Raw genomic sequence first — 20,927 nt, forward strand, 5'->3', positions numbered from 1 at the left:
GCTCACAACCCCTTCAACCCGGCCAGGACCTCGCGCAGCACGTTCTCCCGGGGGAGCGCGGCGATGGGCGTGGGCGGCCGGATCGCGACCAGGCCGGAGTCCCGCAGGTCACCGAGGAGCACCCGGATCACCCCGACGGGCAGGCCGGTGGCCGAGGCCATCTCGGCCACCGAGGTCGGCGAGCGGCAGGCGTCCATGATCAGCACGTGTTCGGGGGGCAGGTCCTCCTGGGGCGACCTGATCACCACGACCGTGGCCAGCAGGTCGAACGAGGCCCCGCTGCCCCTGGTCCGGCCGCGGGTGAGCGTGTAGGGGCGGACGATCGGCCCGGCGTCGTCGAGCCAGTGATCCGTCATTCCACTCCCTTCTCCTGTTCCGCGCGGTGCCAGCCGTCACGGAACGACGTCAGCAGGTTGCCCGTGACCGGCTCGGGGGTCTCGTCCCGCGCGGGCGGCGGCGCGGACGGCACGGACGGCGCGGGCGGCACGGACGACGAGGCGGGCGGCGGGACGGACGTCTGGGCGGGCGGAGCGAGCGGAGCGGACGGTGTGGATGGAGCGGACGGCTGGGCGGACAGGGCGGGCCGGGCGGACGGCGCCGGTGACGGAGCGGTCAGCGCGGGAGCGGCCCGCCGTACCCGGCGGGGGAGGCCGCCGGGGGAGAGCCGCTCGGCGTCGTCCCGGTGGGCGGTCCGGGAGGCGGACGGCTCGGCCATCAGCTCGTTCGGCAGGAGCACGATCGCCGTGGTGCCGCCGAACGGGGAGGGGCGCAGGGTGACGCGGATGCCGTGCCGGGCGGCGAGCTGGGTGACCACGACCAGGCCGAGGCGGTCACTGTCGGCCAGGTCGAACTCCGGCGGGCCGGCCAGCCGCTCGTTGAGCCTGGACATCTCCTCGGGGGCCATGCCGAGCCCCCGGTCCTCCACCTCGATGATGTAGCCGCGGGCCACGACCTCGCCGCCGATCCGCACGGTGGTGTTCGGGGGGGAGAAGACGACGGCGTTCTCCACCAACTCGGCCACCAGGTGGATCACGTCGGTCGCGACCGTGCCCTGGACGCAGGGGCCGGGCGGCACGGCCACGGTCACCCGCTGGTAGTCCTCGACCTCCTCGACGGCGGCTCGGACCACGTCGTAGACCATGACGGGCGTGCGCCACCCCCGGCCGGGGACGGCGCCGGACAGGATGATCAGGCCCTCGGAGTGGCGGCGCATGCGGGTGGTCAGGTGGTCGATGGCGAACAGTTCCTCAAGGGTGTCGGGGTCGCCGGCCCGCTTCTCCATCGCCTCCAGCATGGCGAGCTGCCGGTGCAGGAGCGACTGGCTGCGCCGGGCGAGGTTGACGAACACCTTGTTGACGGCCTTGCGCAGCTCGGCCTGGCCGACGGCCGCCTCGACGGCGGTCCGCTGGACGGAGGAGAACGCCCGGCCGACGTTCGCGACCTCCGCGGTGGTCCCGTGGTCCAGCTCGCGGACCTCCGAGCAGACGTCCTCGCCCTTACGGAGCCGCTCCACCACGTCCGGCAGCCGCCGGTGGGCCAGGTCGAGGGCGGCGCGCTGGAGGCCACCGAGCTCGGCGGCGAGCCGTCCGCCGAACCGCACCGAGATGAACACGGAGAAGGCCACGGCCACCAGGCCGAGCCCGCCGGCGAGGCCGATCCGGGCCAGGATGCCGGCGGCGACCGGGCCCGACCGCTCGGTGAGGCGCTTGCTGGCCTGGCCGCCGAGGTCGTCGAAGGAGTCCGACAGCGCCTTCGCGTTCGCCGCCCAGAACGAGTCGGGCCGGCCTCCGGTGAGGGCGGTGTGCTCGACCCGTCCGAACGCGAGGTAGGCGGGGGAGCTCTCCAGCTTCCGGTAGAGCTCCCGGAGCTCCGTGTCGAACTGGTCGAACCCGAGGGAGTAGAGCAGCTTGCGGCTGCTCGCCAGCTCACCGAACCGGGTGCGCTCGGCGGCGGTCATGGTCTTCGAGGCCACGGCGCCGGAGATGAGCGCGGCCTGCCGGCTGAGCATCTCGCGGCTGCGGCCCACCATGACGACGGCGCGCATCTGGTCGGCCAGGGCGGCGTCCGCGGAGCTGATCTTGCTGTAGGCGTCGAAGGCCGAGCCGACCAGGGCGCTGTAGGCGTCCAGGGTCGCAAGGCGGGTGGCGGTACGGGTGTCCACCCCGCTCCTGATCTCGGTGAGCCGGTCCAGCACGGCCCTCAGCCGGCTGCTCCGCTCCCACACCGCGGGGGTCGAGTTCCCCTCCAGGAGGGGCGCCAGCCGCTCCAGCTCGACCCGGGCGGCGTTGGTACGGCTCCGCTGGGCGTCCAGCTCGGTACGGGAACCGCTGCCGCCCAGGTAGGCGAGGGACAGCAGCCGCTCGTGCTGGAGCGCCGTGGTCAGCGCCCTGGTGGGGACGACCCCGTACTCGTAACCCTTGCTGGCCCGCAGCAGCTCCAGGCCGCTCTGCAGGGTGAGAGCCGCCGCAAATCCCCAAATTGCTACAAGTGAGACAATTGGTACAAGTAGCAGGGTGAAGATCTTGACCTTGATCGAAGGTTTGCGGTCGCCCATCAGACCTCGCATTACGGATATGGGCTGTTAGCAGTGGCGAAACCCTAGCAACGGCTGTCTTCCGCGACCAGAGATGCGAGTGATTCGTATTGCGCCGGTAATTGCGCTCTGGGGGAAACGGGGGATCTTTTCCGCCTCGGGCCCCTCCGGAACGTTCCATCCACGCGACCTCCCGGGGGACGCCGCCCCGGGCCGCCCCCGGGGGGAGCGTCCGGATCCGAAGGTCGATTGGACATGATCTGTCTGATTGTCAGACAATATGAGGCATGAAGCTCGCCGTAGTCGGAGCCGCCGTCCTGTGGGGGACCGCGGGCACCGCCGGACTGCTCGCCACCGGGGTCCACCCCGTCTCCCTGGCCGCCGCTCGGCTGGTCGTCGGCGGCCTGGTCCTCGCGGCCGTGGCCGGGCCCGCCGTACGGTCCCTCCCGCACCGGGGCCTGCTCGTGGCGGCCGCCCTGGCGGTGGCCGCCTACCAGCTCTGCTTCTTCGCCGCGGTCAGCCGGACCGGGGTGGCCGTCGGCACCGTGGTCGCGATCGGCAGCGGCCCCGTCTTCGCCGGGCTGCTGACCTGGCTCCTCGACCGGGTGCGGCCCACCCGGCGGTGGGCCGGGGCGACCGCGGCGGCGGTCGCCGGCTGCGCCGTACTGACGGGCGGGGGCGGTGAGGTGCGGGCGGACGGGGTGCTGCTGGCGATGCTCGGCGGCCTGCTGTACGCGTTCTACGTGGTGGCGGCGGCGAGGGTGATCGGCGCCGGGGGCTCCTCCGACACCGTGATGGGGGCGATGTTCGGCGGCGCCGCGGTCGTCATGCTGCCCGTCCTGCTGTGGACGGGCGCCGGCTGGCTGGCCGAGCCGCGTGGTCTGCTCACCGCCCTCTACCTGGGCTGCGTCACCACCGCGTTGTCCTACGTCATGTACGGCAGGGGCCTGCGCACCACCCCCGTCGCCACCGCCGCCACCCTCTCCCTCGCCGAGCCCGCCGTCGCGGCCCTGCTCGGGGTCGCGGTGCTCGGTGAGCGGCTCACCCTCCAGGCCGGGGCCGGGCTGGTGCTGCTCGGCGCGAGCCTGGCCGTGGTGGCGCTCCCCGAGCGGCGGCGGCCCGGCCGTGAGGACCCGGTGGGGGCAATAGGGTCGTCGGCGTGACCATTCCGCTCCGTCCCGTCTCCGCCGTCGAGGCCCTCGCCGACGCCCTGCGCCGCCGGGTGCTCTCCGGCGAGCTGGCCCCGGGCACCCCGCTGCCGGAGCAGGAGCTGTCCGCCGCGTACGGCGTGGCCCGGCCGACCGTCCGCGAGGCGCTGGCCGTCCTTGTCCACGAGGGGCTGCTGCGCCGGGAGCGGCACCGCAGCGCGCAGGTGGCCGAGGTGACCTTGGACGACCTGGACGACCTGATGTTCGTCCGGCGCCCGCTGGAGGACCTGATGGCCGTCGCGCTCGCCGGGCGGCGGGTCGCCGACGCCGACGCGGCGCTGGACCGGATGGCCGCGCTGCCCGCCGACGCCCCGTGGTCCGACGTGGTGGCCGAGCACATGGCCCTGCACCAGGCGATGGTGGTCGAGGTGGGCAGCCCCCGGCTGGAGCGCCTCTACGGCGTGCTGGCCGCCGAGACCCGGCTCGGCCTGGTCCGGCTGCGTACCGTCTACGCCGACCGCGACGTGCTGGTCGCCGAGCACCGCGAGCTGCTCGACGCGGTCGCCCGGGGCCCGGCCGACGCCGCCCGGCGGGCCGTCGCCGCGCACCTGGACCACGGCTGGGGCGAGGGATGACGGACGGGTGACACGCCGGGCCGCACCCGTCCGGGCCGAGGGGTGAGAGAGGGCGGAGCGCCCGGCTCACCGGTCCGGGACGAGAGAGCGGCGGGCGGGTGATGCGCCCGGCTCGCACGTTTCTATTGCACCGGGTGCCCGGCAGTCGTCAGAATCGCGGCCATGCACGGCGACTCAGTGCCGGACTCCTACGTGTACGTCACCGAAGAAGGCGTTGCCTGCCACAACGCGGACGGCAGCGTCGCCGCCCTCGCGTGGGAGGACCTCGCCGAGGTGCGGATCGAGGGCGGCTCGGACGCGGACATCCTGTACATCCTCCTCGACCACGACGGCCAGAGCTGCGTGGTGCCCAGATCGGCGGTCGACGCCGCCTTCCTCGCGCGTCTGCGCTACCTGCCCGATTTCGACCCGGAACGGCTCGGCGCGGCGGTGAACGCCTCCGACGGGGAGTCCGTGGTCGTCTGGCGGAGTCCGGAGCCCCCGGCTCCACTGCCCGATTTTGAATACGACTAAATCCCCCTTTTTCTGAATAATTCACTCAGAAAACCTGCATGTTTGGATCGTTCCGTCAAGATGGGTACGTCTCCTGACTTCGGCCGGTAGTGGACACTGAACCGCTGTTCCCCTCCCCAATGGCGATCCCTAGGATTTCCCTGGAATAGCCATACTGCCGATGCATTCGGTAATGCTGTCATCCAATGAAACGCGATGCGCGTCCCGTTACGTGGTAACGCCTAGGGCATCCGGGTGGGGTTGGTATGAGGGTGGGGACGGCGGAGCCCGCCACAGGGCTCCCGGATGATGTCGTACGCACTGCTCCGAGCATCTGGACGCGCTCCTACGCGCGGGTCCTGCTGGTGGGAGACGTCACCTGCGCCGTGGTGGCCTGCGAGACGGTCCTCGGGACCCGTCTGTGGCTCGGCGCTTTCATTCCGAGGACGGAGGCGCTGCTGGGGCTCGGCCTGGCCCTGGCGTGGCCGTTCTCGCTCGCGATCGCCGGCGCGTACCGAAGGCGCGCGCACGGCGAGGGAACGGAGGAGTTCCGGGCGGTTTTCGACGGAGGCGTGGGACTGACCGCCGCCGTGGCCATCGGCGCCTACGCGACACAGACGACCATCGCCCGGAGTTTCGTCATGGCGATGTTCCCGCTGGCCCTTCTCCTGACGATTCTCTTCCGATATCGCATGCGCAAACGGCTCCACCGGCGGCGCTCCCACGGCGAGTACATGCGCCGGGTGGTCGCCGTCGGCCACCGCGAGTCCGTGCTCGACCTGGTGATGCAGTTCCGCAGGCAGCCGCACCACGGCATGCGGGTGGTGGCCGCCTGCCTGCCCGCCCCCACGGAGGTGGCCGACGTCGACGGCGTCCCGGTCCTCGGGGGATTCACCGACGTCGCCGAGGTCGTGACCAAGGCCGACGCCGACGCCGTCGCCGTGCTGGCCTGCCCCGAACTGGACGGCGCCGCGCTGCGCCGGCTCGCCTGGGACCTGGAGGACGCCCGCACCGACCTGTTCGTGGCGCCCGCGCTGATGGACGTCGCGGGCCCGCGCATCAGCATCCGCCCGGTGGCCGGGATGCCGCTGCTGCACGTGGAGCACCCGGAGTTCGACGGTGCGAAACACCTCGCCAAGAACCTGTTCGACCGGACCGGCGCCGCGGCGGCCCTGCTGCTGCTGGCCGTGCCCATGCTCGCCATCAGCGCCCTGATCCGGGCGACCAGCCCGGGTCCGGCACTGTTCCGGCAGGTCAGGGTGGGCAGGGGCGGCGAGGAGTTCAGGGTGGTGAAGTTCCGCACCATGGTGGCGGACGCCGAACACCGCAAAGTGGAGCTCGTCTCGCACAACGAGTTCGACGGCGTGCTGTTCAAAATTCGGAACGATCCAAGGATCACCCGGATCGGGGCGTTCCTGCGCCGCTACTCCCTCGACGAGCTGCCGCAGCTCCTCAACGTGCTGCGGGGGGAGATGTCGCTCGTCGGGCCGAGACCCCCGCTGCCCGACGAGGTCGCCCAGTACGGCGCCGACGTCCGCCGCCGCCTGGTCGTCAAGCCCGGCATGACCGGCCTGTGGCAGGTGAGCGGCCGATCCGACCTGAGCTGGGAGGAGTCGGTCCGCCTGGACCTGCGCTACGTCGAGAACTGGTCCCTCATGCTCGACCTGCAGATCCTGTGGAAGACCTGGAGCGCCGTCACCGGCGGAGAAGGAGCCTACTGACCGTGAAAGCACTCCTGCTCGCCGGAGGGTCGGGCACCCGGTTGCGGCCCATCACCCATACCTCCGCCAAGCAGCTCGTCCCGGTCGCCAACAAGCCCGTCCTGTTCTACGGACTGGAGGCCATCGGGGCCGCCGGGATCCGCGAGGTCGGGATCGTCGTGGGCGACACGCAGGCCGAGATCGAGGCGGCGGTCGGCGACGGCTCGGCGTTCGGCCTGCAGGTGACCTACCTGCGCCAGAAGGCGCCGCTGGGCCTCGCCCACGCCGTGCTGATCGCCCGCGACTACCTCGGCGACGACGACTTCGTCATGTACCTCGGCGACAACTTCATCGTCGGCGGCATCGACGACATCGTGGCGCGGTTCGCCCGCGAGCGGCCGGACGCCCAGATCATGCTCACCCGGGTCGGCGACCCCCGGCAGTTCGGCGTGGCCGAGCTGGACGCCGACGGCCGCGTCGTCGGGCTGGAGGAGAAACCCGCCGCCCCCAAGAGCGACCTCGCGCTCGTCGGCGTCTACCTCTTCACGCCCGTGATCCACGAGGCGGTGGCCGGGCTCAAGCCGTCGTGGCGGGGCGAGCTGGAGATCACCGACGCGATCCAGTGGCTGATCGAGGAGGGGCGGCGCGTCTCCTCCACCGTCATCACCGGCTACTGGAAGGACACCGGCAACGTCACCGACATGCTGGAGGTCAACCGGCTGGTCCTGGAATCCCTGGAGCCCCGGGTGAACGGCCGGGCGGACGCCGCCAGCGAGCTGATCGGCCGGGTCGTCGTCGAGGCGGGCGCCGTGGTGGAGCGGTCGCGCATCGTCGGCCCGGCCGTCATCGGCGCCGGGACCCGCGTCGTGGACAGCTACGTCGGCCCCTTCACCTCCATCGCGGCCGGCTGCCTGATCTCCGGCAGCGAGATCGAGTACTCGATCGTGCTGCCCAGGTCCTCGATCCGCGGGGTCTCCCGGATCGAGGCGTCCCTCATCGGCCACGACGTCGAGGTCACCCCCGCCCCCGCCATCCCCCGAGCCCACCGCCTCGTGCTGGGCGATCACAGCAAGGTGCAGATCATTTCATGACAGACTCCGGCCGCACCGCCGCCCGCGCGTTCCGCCGTGTCCTGGTCACCGGTGGCGCCGGGTTCATCGGCTCCCACTTCGCCCGCGCGCTCGCCGCGGACGGCGCCGCCGTGACGGTCCTCGACAAGCTGACCTACGCCGGCAACCCGGCGAACCTGCGCGACGTCCCGCACGACTTCGTGCGCGGCGACGTCTGCGACGCCGCGCTCCTGGCGGAGGTCGTGCCCGGCCACGACCTCGTGGTCAACTTCGCCGCCGAGTCCCACGTGGACCGGTCGATCGAGGGGCCGGCCGAGTTCACCCGGACCAACGTCCTCGGCACGCAGGCCCTGATGCAGGCGTGCCTTTCGGCGGGCGTCCCGCGGGTGGTGCAGGTGTCCACCGACGAGGTGTACGGGTCGATCGACAGCGGCTCCTGGGACGAGTCCGCGCCGCCGCGGCCCCGCTCGCCGTACGCGGCGGCCAAGGCGGGCGGCGACATGATCGCGCTCGCCTACGCCACCACCTACGGCCTGCCGGTGTCGATCACCCGCTGCGGCAACAACTACGGGCCGTACCAGTACCCGGAGAAGATGATCCCGCTCTTCGTGACCAACCTGCTGCGCGGCCTGAAGGTGCCCCTGTACGGCGACGGCGGCAACGTGCGCGACTGGATCCACGTCGCCGACCACTGCGCGGGCATCCGCCTGGTGGCCGAGCGCGGCGAGCCCGGCGAGGTCTACCACATCGCCGGTACGGCGGAGCTGACCAACGTCGAGCTCACCGGGCGGCTGCTCACGGCCTGCGACGCGGGCTGGGACATGGTCGAGCGCGTCGCCGACCGCAAGGGGCACGACCGCCGCTACTCGCTGGACGACGCGAGGCTGCGCGCCCTCGGCTACCGGCCGGCCGTGCCGTTCGACCGGGGGCTGGCCGACACCGTCCGCTGGTACGCCGACAACCCCGGCTGGTGGAAGACCGCCGTGGAGGAGCGCCACGGGGAGTCCCGGACCGTCCGGGGCGCCCTCGGGGCCGGGCCGGGCGGGAACGTCCGCGGGGCTCCCCGAGGTCCCGCGGTCGCCGCGCCGGGCGAGGGGGCCGCATGACCCGGTGGCTGGTCACCGGCGCCTCCGGGATGCTCGCCGCCGAGTTGCTGCGCCGCCTGGAGGCCGACGGGGAGGACGTCGTCGCGCTCGGCAGGGCCGACCTCGACCTGCGCGACACGCGCGCCGTACGCCGCCTGGTGCCCGACCACCGGCCGGACGTCGTGGTGAACTGCGCCGCGTGGACCGCGGTGGACGACGCCGAGACCCGCGAGGCCGAGGCGCTGGCCGTCAACGGGCACGGGGTGCGGGCACTGGCCGAGGCGTGCCGGGCCGCCGGCGCGCGGCTGATCCAGCCGTCCACCGATTACGTCTTCGACGGCACCGCCCGCGCCCCTTATCCCGAGGACGCCCCGACCGGCCCGGTCAACGCCTACGGGCGCACCAAGCTCGCGGGCGAGCGGGCGGTGCTGGAGACGCTCCCCGGCGCCGGCTACGTCGTGCGGACCGCCTGGCTGTACGGCGCGGCCGGCCGGGACTTCGTCCGCGCGATGCTCGCGGCGGAGCGGGCGCGGCCGGTCGTGGACGTCGTGGCCGACCAGTTCGGTCAGCCGACCTGGGCCGGTGACCTCGCGGCCTGGATCGCCGCGCTCGGCCGCGCGGACGCCCCGCCGGGCGTCTACCACGCCACCGGCTCCGGCCGCACGAGCTGGTACGGCTTCGCCCGGGAGATCTTCGAGCTGGCCGGCGCGGACCCGGCGCGGGTCAACCCGGTCACGGCGGAGCGGTTCCCCCGCCCGGCGCGGCGTCCGGCCTACAGCGTGCTGGGGCACGACCGGTGGCACCGGGCGGGGCTGCCGCCGCTGCGGGACTGGCGGGAGGCGCTGCGGGAGTCCGATGTTCTGGTCAGAGGCTAGGGCCGCCCACGCCGTCCACGGCGGGGAGGTCCGGGGCGGAACCGTACGGGTCCGGCACCCGGGCGGCGCCGTCCGCGACGGTGGCACGGTCCACGGCGGCCAGGCGGCGGTAGTGCGCCGCGCAGGTCTCGTAGCGGGGCAGCAGCCCCGCCGCGAGGGCCTCGGCGAGGGTGGGCGCGGCGGCGTCCTTGTCCGACAGGATCGGCTCCACGTCGGCCGGCCACTCGATGCCGACGGCCGGGTCGAGCGGGTGGATGCCGTGCTCGCGGGCCGGGGTGTAGGGCTCCGAGCACAGGTAGACGACCGTGGCCTGCTCGGTGAGCGCCATGAAGCCGTGGCCCAGCCCCTCGGCGACGTACAGGCCGCGCCGCGACTCCTCGTCCAGGCGCACCGTCTCCCACCGGCCGAAGGTCGGCGAGCCCACCCGGATGTCCACCACCACGTCGAGGACGGCCCCGGAGACGCACGTGAGGTATTTCGCCTGGCCGGGCGGCACGTCCGCGAAGTGGACGCCCCGCACCACCCCGCGCCGGGAGACCGAGCAGTTGGCCTGGGCCAGGCCGAGCCCGCGCCCGGCCGCCTCCCGCAACCCGTCGTAGGGGAAGACCTCGGCGAACGTGCCGCGCCGGTCGGCGTGGACCCGCGGCGTGTGGACCCACGCGCCGTCGATGCTCAGCGGCTTCATGGGCCGAAGCATGCCACGGCGGTGTAACGCGGTGGAGGAAACGGGCGAAATTCAAGGGTCCCCGCCCGCTGAAGTGATCTTGGCGAATACCGGTCGAGCCGCGTCGCGCGGCGAGGGAGCGTAACCATGACAACCTGCCGGCTGTGCGGCTCGACGAGCCTGGCCAGCGTCGTCGACCTGGGGGCGACCCCGCCCTGCGAGCGGTTCCTGACCGCCGACCGGCTCGACGAGCCGGAGCCGGCCTACCCGCTGCACCTGCGGGTGTGCACCGTCTGCTGGCTGGCGCAGATCCCGCCGCTGATCACCCCCGAGGACACCTTCACCGAGTACGCCTACTTCTCGTCCTACTCGACGTCGTGGGTGGAGCACGCGCGGCGGTTCGTGGACGACGCGGCCGGGCGGCTGGGGCTGGACGGCGGCTCGTTCGTCGTCGAGGTGGCCAGCAACGACGGCTACCTGCTGCGGCACGTCGTCGACCGGGGCATCCGCTGCCTGGGCGTCGAGCCGTCGGCGAACGTGGGGCGGGCGGCGAGGGAGCACGGCGTGCCGACGCTGGAGGCGTTCCTCGGCCCGGAGACCGGCGCGGCGGTGCGCGCGGAGCACGGGCCGGCCGACCTCGTCGTGGCCAACAACGTCTACGCCCACATCCCCGACGTCATCGGCTTCACCAGGGGCCTGCGCGCGCTCGTCGCCGACGACGGGTGGGTCTCCGTCGAGGTGCAGCACCTGCTGACGCTGATGGAGCTGAACCAGTACGACACGATCTACCACGAGCACTTCCAGTACTACACGGTCGCCTCCGCCCGCCGCGCCCTGGCCTCGGGCGGGCTGACCCTGGTGGACGTCGAGCGGCTGCCGACCCACGGGGGCTCGATCCGGCTGTGGGCCCGCCCGGCGGAGGCGGCGGGCGAGCCATCGGAGCGGGTGACCGAGGCGCTCGCCGAGGAGAAGGCCGCCGGCCTGCACGAACTCGCCGGGTACGCCGAGTTCGCCGGGCGGGTGGCCCGGGTCCGGCGCGACCTGCTGGGGTTCCTGCTGCGGGCCGCGGAGGAGGGCCGTACGGTCGTCGGCTACGGCGCACCGGGCAAGGGGAACACGCTGCTCAACCACTGCGGCGTCCGCCCCGACCTGCTCCGCTACACCGTCGACCGCAACCCCTACAAGCACGGCAGGTTCACCCCGGGCGCGCGGATCCCGATCCACCCGCCCGAGCGGATCGCCGAGGACCGGCCCGACTACGTGCTGGTCCTGCCGTGGAACCTGCGCGAGGAGCTCACCGGCCAGCTGTCCTTCGTCGGCGGGTGGGGCGGCCGGCTGGTCTTCCCCATCCCGAGACTGGAGATCGTCGAGGTGAAGCCGTGAAGGTCGTCCTCTTCTGCGGCGGGTACGGCACGCGGATGCGCACCGGGACACCCGGTGACGTGCCCAAGCCCATGCAGCTCGTGGGTCCCCGCCCGCTCATCTGGCATGTGATGCGGTACTACGCGCACTTCGGGCACACCGAGTTCGTCCTCTGCCTGGGCTACGGCGCGCACCACATCAAGGACTTCTTCCTGAACTACGAGGAGACCACCTCCAACGACTTCGTGCTGCGCGGCGGCCGGGTCGAGCTGCTGTCCGCCGACATCTCCGAATGGTCGATCTCGTTCGTGCAGACCGGCATCGACTCGCCCATCGGCGAACGGCTGCGCCGGGTCCGCGACCACCTCGGCGGCGACGACATGTTCCTCGCCAACTACGCCGACGTGCTCACCGACGCGCCGCTGCCGGAGATCATCGACCGCTTCGCCGCCTCCGGCGCGGGCGCCTCGATGATGGTCGTCCCGCCGTCGGACACCTTCCACTGCGTGGAGCTCGGCGAACGCGGGCTGGTCGGGGGCATCACCCCGGTCAGCCGAATGCCGCTGTGGGTGAACGGCGGGTACTTCGTGCTCCGGCAGGAGGTCTTCGACCACATCCCGCCGGGCGGCGACCTCGTCACGGACGGCTGCGCCGAGCTGGCCAAGCGCGGCCGGCTGCTCGCCTACCCGCACCGCGGCTACTGGCGGCCGACCGACACGGTCCGGGAGCGGGTCGCCCTGGACGAGGCGTACTCGCGGGGCGAGCGGCCGTGGGCGCTGTGGGAGCGCGAGCCCGGCACGCCGCCGCTTCCGCCGGGAACGGTCCCACGGGCCGCCGGGGCCGTACCGGCGGGGGCCGGAGCCCCGGCCGGTCTCACCGGAGCCCCGCCGGGACCGTCCGCGGGCGGGGTGGCGGCGGCCGTACCGGGGGCGCGTACTCCGTGATCGGATTCCGGACGCCACCGGGCGGCGGCGCGATCGCCCTGCTCGCCGCGCACTGCGACGACCTCGCCATCGGCGCCGGCGGCACCCTGCTCACCCTCTGCACGGCCCGCCCCGGGCTCCGGGTGGACGCGCTGGTGCTCTCCGGCGGCGGCACCGAGCGGGAGGACGAGGAGCACGCCGCCCTCGCGGCCTTCTGCCCCGGCGCGGACCTGCGGCTGACCGTGCTGAAACTGCCCGACGGGCGGCTGCCGGCGCACTGGGGCGAGGCCAAGGAGGCGGTCGAGGACCTGCGCGCGCGGACCGACCCCGACCTGCTGTTCGCGCCGCACCCCGGCGACGCCCACCAGGACCACCGGGGTCTGGCGAAGCTCGTGCCCACGGCCTTCCGCGACCACCAGGTGCTCGGCTACGAGATCGTCAAATGGGACGGCGACCTCGGGCGGCCGTCGGTCTATCAGCCGCTCGCCCCGGAGGTCGCCGAGGCGAAGGCGGCCCTGCTGCACGAGCACTACCCCTCACAGCGCCGGCGGCCCTGGTACGACCGCGAGGTGTTCCTCGGGCTGGCCCGCATCCGCGGGATCGAGTGCCACGCCCGCTACGCCGAGGCGTTCCACGTAAGCAAGCTGACCCTTGATCTGGCTGGAGGAGAGACGCGATGCGGGTGCTGCTGACCGGGCATCAGGGATACCTGGGGAGTGTGATGGCCCCGGCGCTGGCCGGGGCGGGTCACGAGGTCATCGGCCTGGACTCCGGGCTGTTCGCCGACTGCGTCCTGGGGCCCGCGCCCGCCGACCCGGGCGGGCACGTGACCGACCTGCGGGACGTCACCGCCGCCGAGCTGACCGGGGTGGACGCGGTGATCCACCTGGCCGCGCTGTCCAACGACCCGCTCGGCTCGCTGGCGCCGGAACTGACCTACGAGATCAACCACCACGCGTCGGTACGGCTGGCCCGGCTGGCCCGAGACGCGGGCGTGCGGCGGTTCCTGTACGCCTCCACCTGCTCGGTCTACGGCGCCTCCGGCGACGACGGCCTGGTCGGCGAGGACGCGCCGCTGCGCCCGGTGACCCCGTACGCCGAGTCCAAGGTCCGCGTCGAGGACGACCTGGCCGAGCTGGCCGACGGCGACTTCAGCCCGGTGTTCCTGCGCAACGCCACCGCGTTCGGCTTCTCACCCCGGCTGCGGGCCGACATCGTGCTGAACAACCTCGTGGGGCACGCGCTGCTGACCGGGGAGATCCGGGTGCTGTCCGACGGCACCCCGTGGCGGCCGCTGGTGCACGCCCGCGACATCGCCGACGCCTTCGTCCTGGCGCTGACGGCCCCCCGGGACGCGGTGCACGCCAGGGCGTTCAACGTGGGCACCGAAGAGAACAACGTGCGGGTGTCGGAGATCGCCGCCGAGGTCGCCGAGGCGGTGCCCGGCTCCCGGCTGGAGATCACCGGTGAGGCCGGGGCGGACCCGCGGTCCTACCGGGTCGACTTCTCCCGGGTGCGCGCCGCGCTGCCCGGCTACCGGCCGCGCTGGACGGTCAAGGCGGGCGCGGCCGAACTGGTGGAGTCCTACGAGCGGCACGGCCTGACGGGGCACGACTTCCAGCGGTGTTTCACCCGCCTGACCCGGCTGGCGAACCGGCGGATGGCCGGCACCGTCGACGACACGCTCCGGCCGGTCACCGGTGACGCGCTCCGGCCGCGGGACGGCCGCGGATGACCGCCGGGACCGCCGGGACCGCCGGGACCGCCGGGACCGCCGCCCGGCCCGACACGGCGGGGGCGGCCGGGGACGAGGGCCGGGAGATGCACGCCCTGGTCGAGCGGCTCTACCCGCTGTGCCGGAGCATCACCGGCGACGGCGTGCGCCGGACCCTGGACATCGTCGGCGAGAGCATTCCGCTCCGGGTCCGCGAGGTCCCGACGGGGACGCCGGTCCTCGACTGGACCGTGCCGAAGGAGTGGAACATCCGCGACGCCTACGTCAAGGACGCCTCCGGCAGGCGGGTCGTCGACTTCGCCGCGTCGAACCTGCACGTGGTCGGCTACAGCGTGCCGGTGTCGGCCACCATGACCCTCGCCGAGCTGCGCCCCCACCTGCACACGCTGCCCGGGCAGCCCGGCCTGGTCCCGTACCGCACGAGCTACTACGCGGAGACCTGGGGCTTCTGCCTGGCGGAGAACACGCTCGCCGCCCTGCCGGAGGGCCGCTACGAGGTCCGGATCGACGCGACGCTCGCCGACGGCCACCTCACCTACGGCGAGCACGTGGTGCCGGGCCGCACCTCCGAGGAGGTGCTCGTCTCCTGCCACGTGTGCCACCCGTCGCTGGCCAACGACAACCTCGCGGGCATCGCGGTGGCCACCCGCCTCGCCCGGCGGCTGGCCGGGACGGACCCCCACTACACCTACCGCTTCCTGTTCGCGCCCGGCACCATCGGCGCGATCACCTGGCTGGCGCTCAACCGGGAGCGCGCCGGGCTGATCCGGCACGGCCTCGTGCTGGCCTGCGCCGGGGACCGCGGCCACCTGACCTACAAGCGCAGCAGGCGGGGGGACGCCGCCGTGGACCGGGCCGCGGCCCACGTGCTGCGCGCCTCGGGACGGCCCCACGAGATCGTGGACTTCTCCCCGTACGGCTACGACGAGCGGCAGTTCTGCTCCCCGGGGTTCGACCTGCCGGTGGGCTGCCTGACCCGCACGCCGTACGCCGGCTACCCCGAGTACCACACCTCGGCCGACGACCCCGGCTTCGTGACGCCGGAGGCGATGACCGACACCCTCGAAGCCTGCTGGGAGATCACCCGGGTGCTGGAGGGCGACCGCCGGCACCTCAACCTCAGCCCGTACGGCGAGCCGCAGCTCGGCAGGAGGGGCCTGTACGGCTCGCTCGGCGGGCGCAGCGACACGAAGCAGGCGCAGATGGCGATGCTGTGGGTGCTGAACCTCTCGGACGGCGACCACGGCCTGCTGGACGTCGCGGAACGGTCCGGCCTGCCGTTCCACGTCGTGGCGGACGCGGCGCGGGACCTCCGCGCCGCCGGACTGCTCAAGGAGCTCGGATGACGGCGACATGGACCGCCCCGGACGCGGGCGCCCTCGACCTCCGGGTGGGGGATCTGGTCGAGGTGCGCGGCGAGGCCGAGATCCTGGCCACGCTGGACGAGCGGGGCGAGCTGGAGGGCCTGCCCTTCATGCCGGAGATGCTGGCCTACTGCGGGCGGCGGCTCACGGTGCACAAGGTGGCGCACAAGGTGTGCGACACGATCGGCCGCAGCGGGATGCGGCGGATGGAACGCGCCGTCCACCTCACCGGCGCGCGCTGCGACGGTGGCGCGCACGGCGGCTGCCAGACGGCCTGCCTGATGTACTGGAAGGAGGCGTGGCTCAAACGGGTCGAACCCGGCGACCCTCCGGAACGGGGCACCTCCGTCGATCCGGCCGCGGCCCCGCCCGGCGCCGCCGTACCGGAGGGACGGGACGGCTCCTCCGCCGCGCTCGGCGCGTCGGGCTCCGCCGTACCGCCCGGTCCCGCGCCGGGCCGCCGCCTGCTGCCGCTCATCGAGGCGGCCACCAGGAAGGAACCCGGCCCCGGCGGCGAGGAGCGGTTCTCCTGCCAGGGGACCGAGATGCTGCGCGCCGCGCCGTCCTGCCTGCCGCTCAAGGACGTCCGGCAGTACGTCATGGACGTGCGCACCGGCAACGCGGGGCCGCTGTTCGTGCTCCGCGCCCTGCTCGTCGGGCTCTTCAACCGTGTCCAGGACCGCAGCCGGAAGCTGCCCGGGTGGCTGCGGTTCCGGGACGGCATGCGGTGGGGATTCGTCGCGGGGAGGCTCACCGGTCCGACACCGGGCGGCGCCCTCGGCCTGCGGCCGGGCGAGCTCGTCCGGATCAAATCGAAGGCGGAGATCCTCGCGACCCTCAACCAGGACCGGCTCAACCGCGGGATGGGGTTCGACGAGGAGATGTCGCGGTACTGCGGGCGGACCGCGCGGGTGCTGTCCCGGGTGGACCGTTGCATCGACGAGCGGACCGGCCGGATGCTCACGATGAAGAGCCCCTGCATCGTCCTTGCGGGCATCGTCTGCGCGGGCGCCTACACCGTGAGCTGCCCCCGGGCGTTCATCCCGTTCTGGCGGGAGATCTGGCTGGAACGGGTCGAGGAACCCGCTTAGGAGGAACCCGTCTGAGAGGAACCCGCCCGGCCGGCCCGCACGCCGGAGGAGGGCGGCGGTCGGCGGGTGAACGGTGAGAGGCGGGAGATGGAAGACGGTCAGGACGCGGTGCCCGCCACCGGCGTCGCGGACCCGGGCGGCGGCCGCGCCGGGGAGATCGGCCGGCAGGCCGGGCGCGGGCTGCGCTGGAGCGTGCTCGGCAACCTGGTGATGAAGGCCGGCTCGTTCGTCATGAGCCTCGTCCTCGCCCGCCTGCTGGTGCCCGAGGACTTCGGCGTCTACGCCATCGCGCTGGCCGCCAGCCAGTTCGTCCTCTACGTCAACGACGCGGGCGTCATCGCGGCCGTCGTGCAGTGGCGGGGCCGGCTGGAGGAGATCGCGCCCACCGCGACCGTCGTGGCCATCGCCTCCAGCGCCGCCCTGTACGGGGTCTTCTGGGTGGTCGCCCCGTACTTCGCGGAGATGTCCGGCAACGAGGGCGCCACCGGGGTCATCCGCGTGCTCAGCGCCACCAACCTCGTCTACGGCCTGACCGCCGTGCGCAGCGCGGCGCTGATGCGCCGGTTCCAGCAGGACCGGCTCACCCTGGCCAACCTGGTGGGCTTCTGCGTGAACGCCCCGGTGACGATCGGGCTCGCCGCCACGGGCGCCGGAGCCTACAGCTTCGCCTGGGGGCAGCTCACCGGCGCCGCCGCCACCGGGGTGCTGGTGGTCGTCCTCGCCCGGGTGCGGATCAGCGCCGGGCTGGACCGCGCGGTCGCCGGGCGGCTCCTGGTGTTCGGGTTGCCGCTGTGCGTCAGCCTGGGCATCGAGGGGGTGCTGCTGAACGCCGACTCCGTCATCGTCGGCGACACCCTCGGCGCCGCACCGCTCGGCTTCTACCTGCTGGCCTTCAACATCTCCAGCTGGGTTCCGGGCCTGGTCGGCACCGCCGTCCGCTACGTCGCGCTGCCCGGCTTCTCCCGGCTGGCCGAGGAGGACCGGGAGTCGCTGTCGCGGGGGGTGGGGCGGGCCGTGCCGCTGCTGGTCTCCGTCGTCCTGCCGATCGCCGTGGTGCTCGGCACGCTCGCCCCCTCGGTGGTGGTCCTCCTGTACGGCGAGCGCTGGGCGCCCGCCGCCGAGGTGCTGCGGTTCCTCGCGATCCTCATGGTCGTGCGGATGCTGGCCGCCCTGGCGGTGGACATCCTCGCGGCCATGGGCGAGACCCGGTCCACCGTGTGGCTCAACCTGGGCTGGGCCGTGGCGCTGGTGCCCGCCCTGATGGTCGGCGCGCGCGTGGACGGAATCCGGGGGGCGGCGATCGCGCACGCGGTGGTCGCGCTGCTGGTGGCACTGCCGCTGACCGCGCTCGCCCTGCACCGGGCAGGGGTGGCCGTCGCCCCGGTGGCCTCCGCACTGGTGCGGCCGCTGCTGGGCGGCGCGCTGGCGGCGGCGGTGACGATCGCGCTGGCACACGTCACCCCGGACATCCCGTTCGTGCGGCTCTGCGTGGCGGGCGGCGCGGGAACGCTCGCCTTCGTGCTCTTCGTCGTACCGCGGGCCGAGCTGGGGCGGCTCGCCGGACAGGTGGCCGGACAGATGGCCGGGCGGATGGCCGGACCGCCGACTGTCGGACCGCCGGCTGTCGGACCGCCGACCGTCGGACCGCCGACCGCCGGACCGCCGACCGCCGGAACCCGCCCGGTGACGCCGGGCCCCGAACCCACCGAAGAGGAGAAACGATGATCGGCCCCGGCACGCTGGTGTCCGTCGGGCTGCCGGTGCGCAACGGCGCCGCGCGGCTGGAGGGAGTGGTCCGGTCGGTGCTGGCCCAGGACCACCCGGACATCGAGCTGGTGATCTGCGACAACGCCTCCACGGACGGCACGGAGGAGATCTGCCGGGAGCTGGCGCGCGCCGACGACCGGATCGTCTACCACCGGCAGCCGGAGAACGTGGGGCTGCTCAACAACTTCATCAGCGCCGGCCGGCTCGCCCGGGGCGAGTTCCTGCGCTGGGTCGGCGACGACGACCGGCTGGAGCCCGGCTGCGTCTCCCGGTCGCTGCGCGCCTTCGCCGAGGACGAACGGCTCATCCTGGTCACCACACAGGTCGCCTACACCGACCCGGACGGAACCACCCGGACCGGCGTCTACGAGGGCACCGGGCTGCGCTCCGGCGACCCGGTCGAGCGGTTCGCCGAGATGCTGCGCCTGCTCAACGAGAGCCACCTGCTGATCGACCCGCTCTACGGGCTGATGCGCCGCTCCGCCGTGGTCGGCATCCCCCGGCGCAACATGCTCCGCGAGGACGAGGTGTTCGCGGCGAAGCTGGCACTGGCCGGACCGTGGGGGCACGTGCCCGAGGTGCTCGCCCACCGCAACTGGAAGCACGAGCGCATGGGGACGATCGCCCGCCGGCTGGACGTGCCCGTCTGGCAGGCCCGGTTCTCCTCCACCCTGCAGTACCGCGAGCTGCTGCACTGGCTCGACCGGAGCGGCCTCACCGACGACCGGCTCCGCCGCGCGCGGGCCGCCGCGCGCCGGATGTACGTGCGCCGCCAGCGCGTGGTCGCGGCCCGGCGCGGGCGCAGACTCGCGCGGATGGCGGCGAACCTGATCACCTCCGGCCGGGTCGCCGGACGCCCGGAGCCCGGCCCGCGCTCGTGACGGCGCAGCCGTACGGCGTGCTCCCACGGCCAGGCCGTACGGCCGGGACGGGGGGGCCGTACGGCGCGCGGGCGGACCAGTGAAGGCGTCAGGGGCGGTGAGGCGGGCCGTACGGCATGCGGGCGGACCGGTGAAGGCGTCAGGGGCGTTCGGGGGCGGGGCGCAGCGCGGCGCGCGCCCGTGACACCCGGCCCCGCATCGCCTCGCGCAGCGCGGGCCAGCCGCGGTGACGCTGGAACGGCAGCTCGAAGACCGCCGCGAACGAGCGGGCCGCCACCAGACTCACCGGCCCGGCCACCGCGAGGGTGACCAGGAACGCCGGGACGCCGCCGGGCACGTGCGGGGCGACGACCAGCCGGTGGATCGCCACGACGATCGGCGCGTGGACCAGGTAGAGCGTGTAGGAGAAGGAACCGAGGCTCCGTACCGGCCGCGTGTCCAGCAGTCGCACCAGCGCGGCCGGCCGGCCCGTCGCCACCCCCGCCAGCAGCAGGGCCACGGCGGGGCCGAGCGCGAGATCGACCCAGTAGTAGTGCTCCACGGTCCAGACCGGGCCGCGCGCGACGACCAGCACGAGCGCCGGGACGCAGGCGAGCGCCGCCACCCGGTGCCAGGGAAACCGCCGCACGCGCTCCCCGGCGGCGAGGACGCCCGCCGCGACCACGCCCGCCGCGAACAGCGCGGCGAACTGCGGGGTCAGCCGGAGCAGCAGGCTCACCGGATGCGACACGGGGGCGAGCAGGCCGACCGCCACCACGACGGCGGTGACGGCCGCGAGCATCACGAACGCGCCCGCCCGGCGCAGCACCAGCAGCAGGAGCGGGAAGACCAGGTAGAGCTGCGCCTCCACGGCGATGGACCAGAAGGCGCCGTTGGGGCTCGGCGCGCCGAGGACGTCGTGCAGCAGCAGGCCGTAGACCAGCACCGACTTCGCCGTGGGAGCCCCTTCCCCGGGCTGGGGGACCAGGGTCCAGGCGACCACCAGGCTGAACGCCAGGGCCGCCCAGTAGGGCGGGAGGATGCGCCAGGCGCGGCGGCGGGCGAACCGGCGCACGCCGCCCAGCCGCCACCCGGACCGCGCGGGGGAGACCGCCAGCGAGAAACCCGACAGGACGATGAACACCACCACCGCGAAGTGGCCGTAGACGAGCCAGGAGAGCCAGCCCGGCCCGGTGTCGGCGGGGTAGCCGGGGAAGGCGAGCAGCCGACAGTGGTGCACCAGCACGAACAGGGCCGCCACCCCGCGGATCCCGTCGAGCCCCGGCAACCGGCCACGCCCCCCGGACCGGGCCGCCACGGGCTTCGCGGCGTTCCCGGCCTCGGTGGTCCCCGCGCCGGCGAGCACGGCATCCGTGCCGGGGCCGCCCGATTCGTCCTGGTCGTCCCCGGGCGAGGCCCCCATCCGATCAACCCCCGTCTCGGGTGGCGCGGCCCGGTCATCCGGGCCTTTTTGGCCTGTCGACGGGTCTATCGTCGTATGGCCGCCGGACGTAACATCCGGAAAGGGGACGCCGACCGGAATGGTCTCCCAGACGACCGACGTAACGAGGAACCCGCGTTTTCCGATTGGTGACTGTATTGTCTCGGGGCCCCGTAACGCCC

19 protein-coding genes are annotated in these 20,927 nt (G+C 73.6%); 15 read left to right on the forward strand and 4 right to left on the reverse strand.

Going from position 1 to position 20,927, the window contains the following annotated elements:
* Positions 1–2 precede the first annotated feature (2 nt).
* Positions 3–356 (reverse strand): DUF742 domain-containing protein, encoded by a 354-nt coding sequence (locus tag IEZ10_RS33990; RefSeq protein WP_189250616.1) that lies wholly within the window; start codon positions 354–356, stop codon positions 3–5.
* The gene (locus tag IEZ10_RS33995) at positions 353–2,566 is read right to left on the reverse strand and encodes a sensor histidine kinase (RefSeq protein WP_189250617.1); all 2,214 of its coding nucleotides are present in this window, start codon (positions 2,564–2,566) and stop codon (positions 353–355) included. Before IEZ10_RS33995 ends, IEZ10_RS33990 begins: the two co-directional genes overlap by 4 nt.
* Positions 2,567–2,820: 254 nt before the next feature.
* On the opposite strand from IEZ10_RS33995, the gene IEZ10_RS34000 reads away from it, so the two are divergent.
* The 7 genes from IEZ10_RS34000 to rfbD all read left to right on the forward strand — a co-directional run bounded on the left by IEZ10_RS34000 (position 2,821) and on the right by rfbD (position 9,538).
* Complete coding sequence (locus IEZ10_RS34000) at positions 2,821–3,696, forward strand: DMT family transporter (protein ID WP_189250618.1); 876 nt, start codon at positions 2,821–2,823, stop codon at positions 3,694–3,696.
* Positions 3,693–4,316 (forward strand): GntR family transcriptional regulator, encoded by a 624-nt coding sequence (locus IEZ10_RS34005; RefSeq protein ID WP_189250619.1) that lies wholly within the window; start codon positions 3,693–3,695, stop codon positions 4,314–4,316. Before IEZ10_RS34000 ends, IEZ10_RS34005 begins: the two co-directional genes overlap by 4 nt.
* 162 nt (positions 4,317–4,478) lie before the next feature.
* Positions 4,479–4,829: a hypothetical protein gene (locus tag IEZ10_RS34010; RefSeq protein WP_189250620.1), complete on the forward strand. Its 351-nt coding sequence runs from the start codon at positions 4,479–4,481 to the stop codon at positions 4,827–4,829.
* Positions 4,830–5,074: 245 nt separating this feature from the next.
* Complete coding sequence (locus IEZ10_RS34015) at positions 5,075–6,529, forward strand: sugar transferase (RefSeq protein ID WP_189250621.1); 1,455 nt, start codon at positions 5,075–5,077, stop codon at positions 6,527–6,529.
* A gap of 2 nt (positions 6,530–6,531) precedes the next feature.
* The gene (locus tag IEZ10_RS34020; RefSeq protein WP_189250622.1) at positions 6,532–7,599 is read left to right on the forward strand and encodes a glucose-1-phosphate thymidylyltransferase; all 1,068 of its coding nucleotides are present in this window, start codon (positions 6,532–6,534) and stop codon (positions 7,597–7,599) included.
* Positions 7,596–8,684, forward strand: coding sequence for a dTDP-glucose 4,6-dehydratase (gene rfbB / locus IEZ10_RS34025; protein WP_189250623.1), 1,089 nt, complete (start codon positions 7,596–7,598; stop codon positions 8,682–8,684). Before IEZ10_RS34020 ends, rfbB begins: the two co-directional genes overlap by 4 nt.
* A complete protein-coding gene (gene rfbD / locus IEZ10_RS34030) occupies positions 8,681–9,538 on the forward strand; it encodes a dTDP-4-dehydrorhamnose reductase (protein ID WP_189250624.1) in 858 nt (285 codons plus the stop codon). The genes rfbB and rfbD overlap by 4 nt, the downstream gene beginning before the upstream one ends.
* On the opposite strand, the gene rfbC is transcribed toward rfbD, so the two are convergent.
* A complete protein-coding gene (rfbC, locus tag IEZ10_RS34035; protein WP_189250625.1) occupies positions 9,528–10,223 on the reverse strand; it encodes a dTDP-4-dehydrorhamnose 3,5-epimerase in 696 nt (231 codons plus the stop codon). The genes rfbD and rfbC overlap by 11 nt on opposite strands.
* A gap of 126 nt (positions 10,224–10,349) precedes the next feature.
* Between rfbC and IEZ10_RS34040 the strand changes: the two genes are divergently transcribed.
* The 8 genes from IEZ10_RS34040 (at position 10,350) to IEZ10_RS34075 (ending at position 19,325) form a co-directional block, all read left to right on the forward strand.
* Positions 10,350–11,585: a class I SAM-dependent methyltransferase gene (locus IEZ10_RS34040; protein WP_189250626.1), complete on the forward strand. Its 1,236-nt coding sequence runs from the start codon at positions 10,350–10,352 to the stop codon at positions 11,583–11,585.
* Positions 11,582–12,508, forward strand: a complete 927-nt coding sequence (locus IEZ10_RS34045) for a sugar phosphate nucleotidyltransferase (RefSeq protein ID WP_229811914.1) — start codon at positions 11,582–11,584, stop codon at positions 12,506–12,508. The genes IEZ10_RS34040 and IEZ10_RS34045 overlap by 4 nt, the downstream gene beginning before the upstream one ends.
* Entirely contained in the window at positions 12,505–13,179 is a 675-nt protein-coding gene (locus tag IEZ10_RS34050; protein ID WP_229811915.1) for a PIG-L deacetylase family protein, read from the forward strand. Before IEZ10_RS34045 ends, IEZ10_RS34050 begins: the two co-directional genes overlap by 4 nt.
* Positions 13,164–14,222, forward strand: coding sequence for an NAD-dependent epimerase/dehydratase family protein (locus IEZ10_RS34055; protein ID WP_189250627.1), 1,059 nt, complete (start codon positions 13,164–13,166; stop codon positions 14,220–14,222). Before IEZ10_RS34050 ends, IEZ10_RS34055 begins: the two co-directional genes overlap by 16 nt.
* Positions 14,219–15,568, forward strand: coding sequence for a DUF4910 domain-containing protein (locus IEZ10_RS34060; protein ID WP_229811916.1), 1,350 nt, complete (start codon positions 14,219–14,221; stop codon positions 15,566–15,568). The genes IEZ10_RS34055 and IEZ10_RS34060 overlap by 4 nt, the downstream gene beginning before the upstream one ends.
* Positions 15,565–16,677 (forward strand): hypothetical protein, encoded by a 1,113-nt coding sequence (locus tag IEZ10_RS34065; protein WP_189250628.1) that lies wholly within the window; start codon positions 15,565–15,567, stop codon positions 16,675–16,677. The genes IEZ10_RS34060 and IEZ10_RS34065 overlap by 4 nt, the downstream gene beginning before the upstream one ends.
* 87 nt (positions 16,678–16,764) lie before the next feature.
* Positions 16,765–18,402, forward strand: coding sequence for a lipopolysaccharide biosynthesis protein (locus IEZ10_RS34070; RefSeq protein ID WP_189250629.1), 1,638 nt, complete (start codon positions 16,765–16,767; stop codon positions 18,400–18,402).
* Positions 18,399–19,325, forward strand: a complete 927-nt coding sequence (locus IEZ10_RS34075) for a glycosyltransferase family 2 protein (RefSeq protein ID WP_189250630.1) — start codon at positions 18,399–18,401, stop codon at positions 19,323–19,325. Before IEZ10_RS34070 ends, IEZ10_RS34075 begins: the two co-directional genes overlap by 4 nt.
* A 139-nt stretch (positions 19,326–19,464) precedes the next feature.
* On the opposite strand, the gene IEZ10_RS34080 is transcribed toward IEZ10_RS34075, so the two are convergent.
* Complete coding sequence (locus tag IEZ10_RS34080; RefSeq protein ID WP_189250631.1) at positions 19,465–20,727, reverse strand: acyltransferase family protein; 1,263 nt, start codon at positions 20,725–20,727, stop codon at positions 19,465–19,467.
* Positions 20,728–20,927 lie beyond the last annotated feature (200 nt).

This window comes from Streptosporangium pseudovulgare (genome assembly GCF_014648055.1).
GTDB classification, from domain to species: Bacteria; Actinomycetota; Actinomycetes; order Streptosporangiales; family Streptosporangiaceae; genus Streptosporangium; species Streptosporangium pseudovulgare.

Coding starts and splice junctions, on each gene's coding strand:
- rfbD (WP_189250624.1), top strand. CDS start 8,681: ATGACCCGGTGGCTGGTCACCGGCGCCTCCGGGATGCTCGCCGCCGAG.
- IEZ10_RS34080 (WP_189250631.1), bottom strand. CDS start 20,727: ATGGGGGCCTCGCCCGGGGACGACCAGGACGAATCGGGCGGCCCCGGC.
- IEZ10_RS34060 (WP_229811916.1), top strand. CDS start 14,219: ATGACCGCCGGGACCGCCGGGACCGCCGGGACCGCCGGGACCGCCGCC.
- IEZ10_RS34075 (WP_189250630.1), top strand. CDS start 18,399: ATGATCGGCCCCGGCACGCTGGTGTCCGTCGGGCTGCCGGTGCGCAAC.
- IEZ10_RS33990 (WP_189250616.1), bottom strand. CDS start 356: ATGACGGATCACTGGCTCGACGACGCCGGGCCGATCGTCCGCCCCTAC.
- IEZ10_RS34055 (WP_189250627.1), top strand. CDS start 13,164: ATGCGGGTGCTGCTGACCGGGCATCAGGGATACCTGGGGAGTGTGATG.
- IEZ10_RS34010 (WP_189250620.1), top strand. CDS start 4,479: ATGCACGGCGACTCAGTGCCGGACTCCTACGTGTACGTCACCGAAGAA.
- IEZ10_RS34065 (WP_189250628.1), top strand. CDS start 15,565: ATGACGGCGACATGGACCGCCCCGGACGCGGGCGCCCTCGACCTCCGG.
- IEZ10_RS34040 (WP_189250626.1), top strand. CDS start 10,350: ATGACAACCTGCCGGCTGTGCGGCTCGACGAGCCTGGCCAGCGTCGTC.
- IEZ10_RS33995 (WP_189250617.1), bottom strand. CDS start 2,566: ATGCGAGGTCTGATGGGCGACCGCAAACCTTCGATCAAGGTCAAGATC.
- rfbB (WP_189250623.1), top strand. CDS start 7,596: ATGACAGACTCCGGCCGCACCGCCGCCCGCGCGTTCCGCCGTGTCCTG.
- IEZ10_RS34015 (WP_189250621.1), top strand. CDS start 5,075: ATGAGGGTGGGGACGGCGGAGCCCGCCACAGGGCTCCCGGATGATGTC.
- IEZ10_RS34000 (WP_189250618.1), top strand. CDS start 2,821: ATGAAGCTCGCCGTAGTCGGAGCCGCCGTCCTGTGGGGGACCGCGGGC.
- rfbC (WP_189250625.1), bottom strand. CDS start 10,223: ATGAAGCCGCTGAGCATCGACGGCGCGTGGGTCCACACGCCGCGGGTC.
- IEZ10_RS34070 (WP_189250629.1), top strand. CDS start 16,765: ATGGAAGACGGTCAGGACGCGGTGCCCGCCACCGGCGTCGCGGACCCG.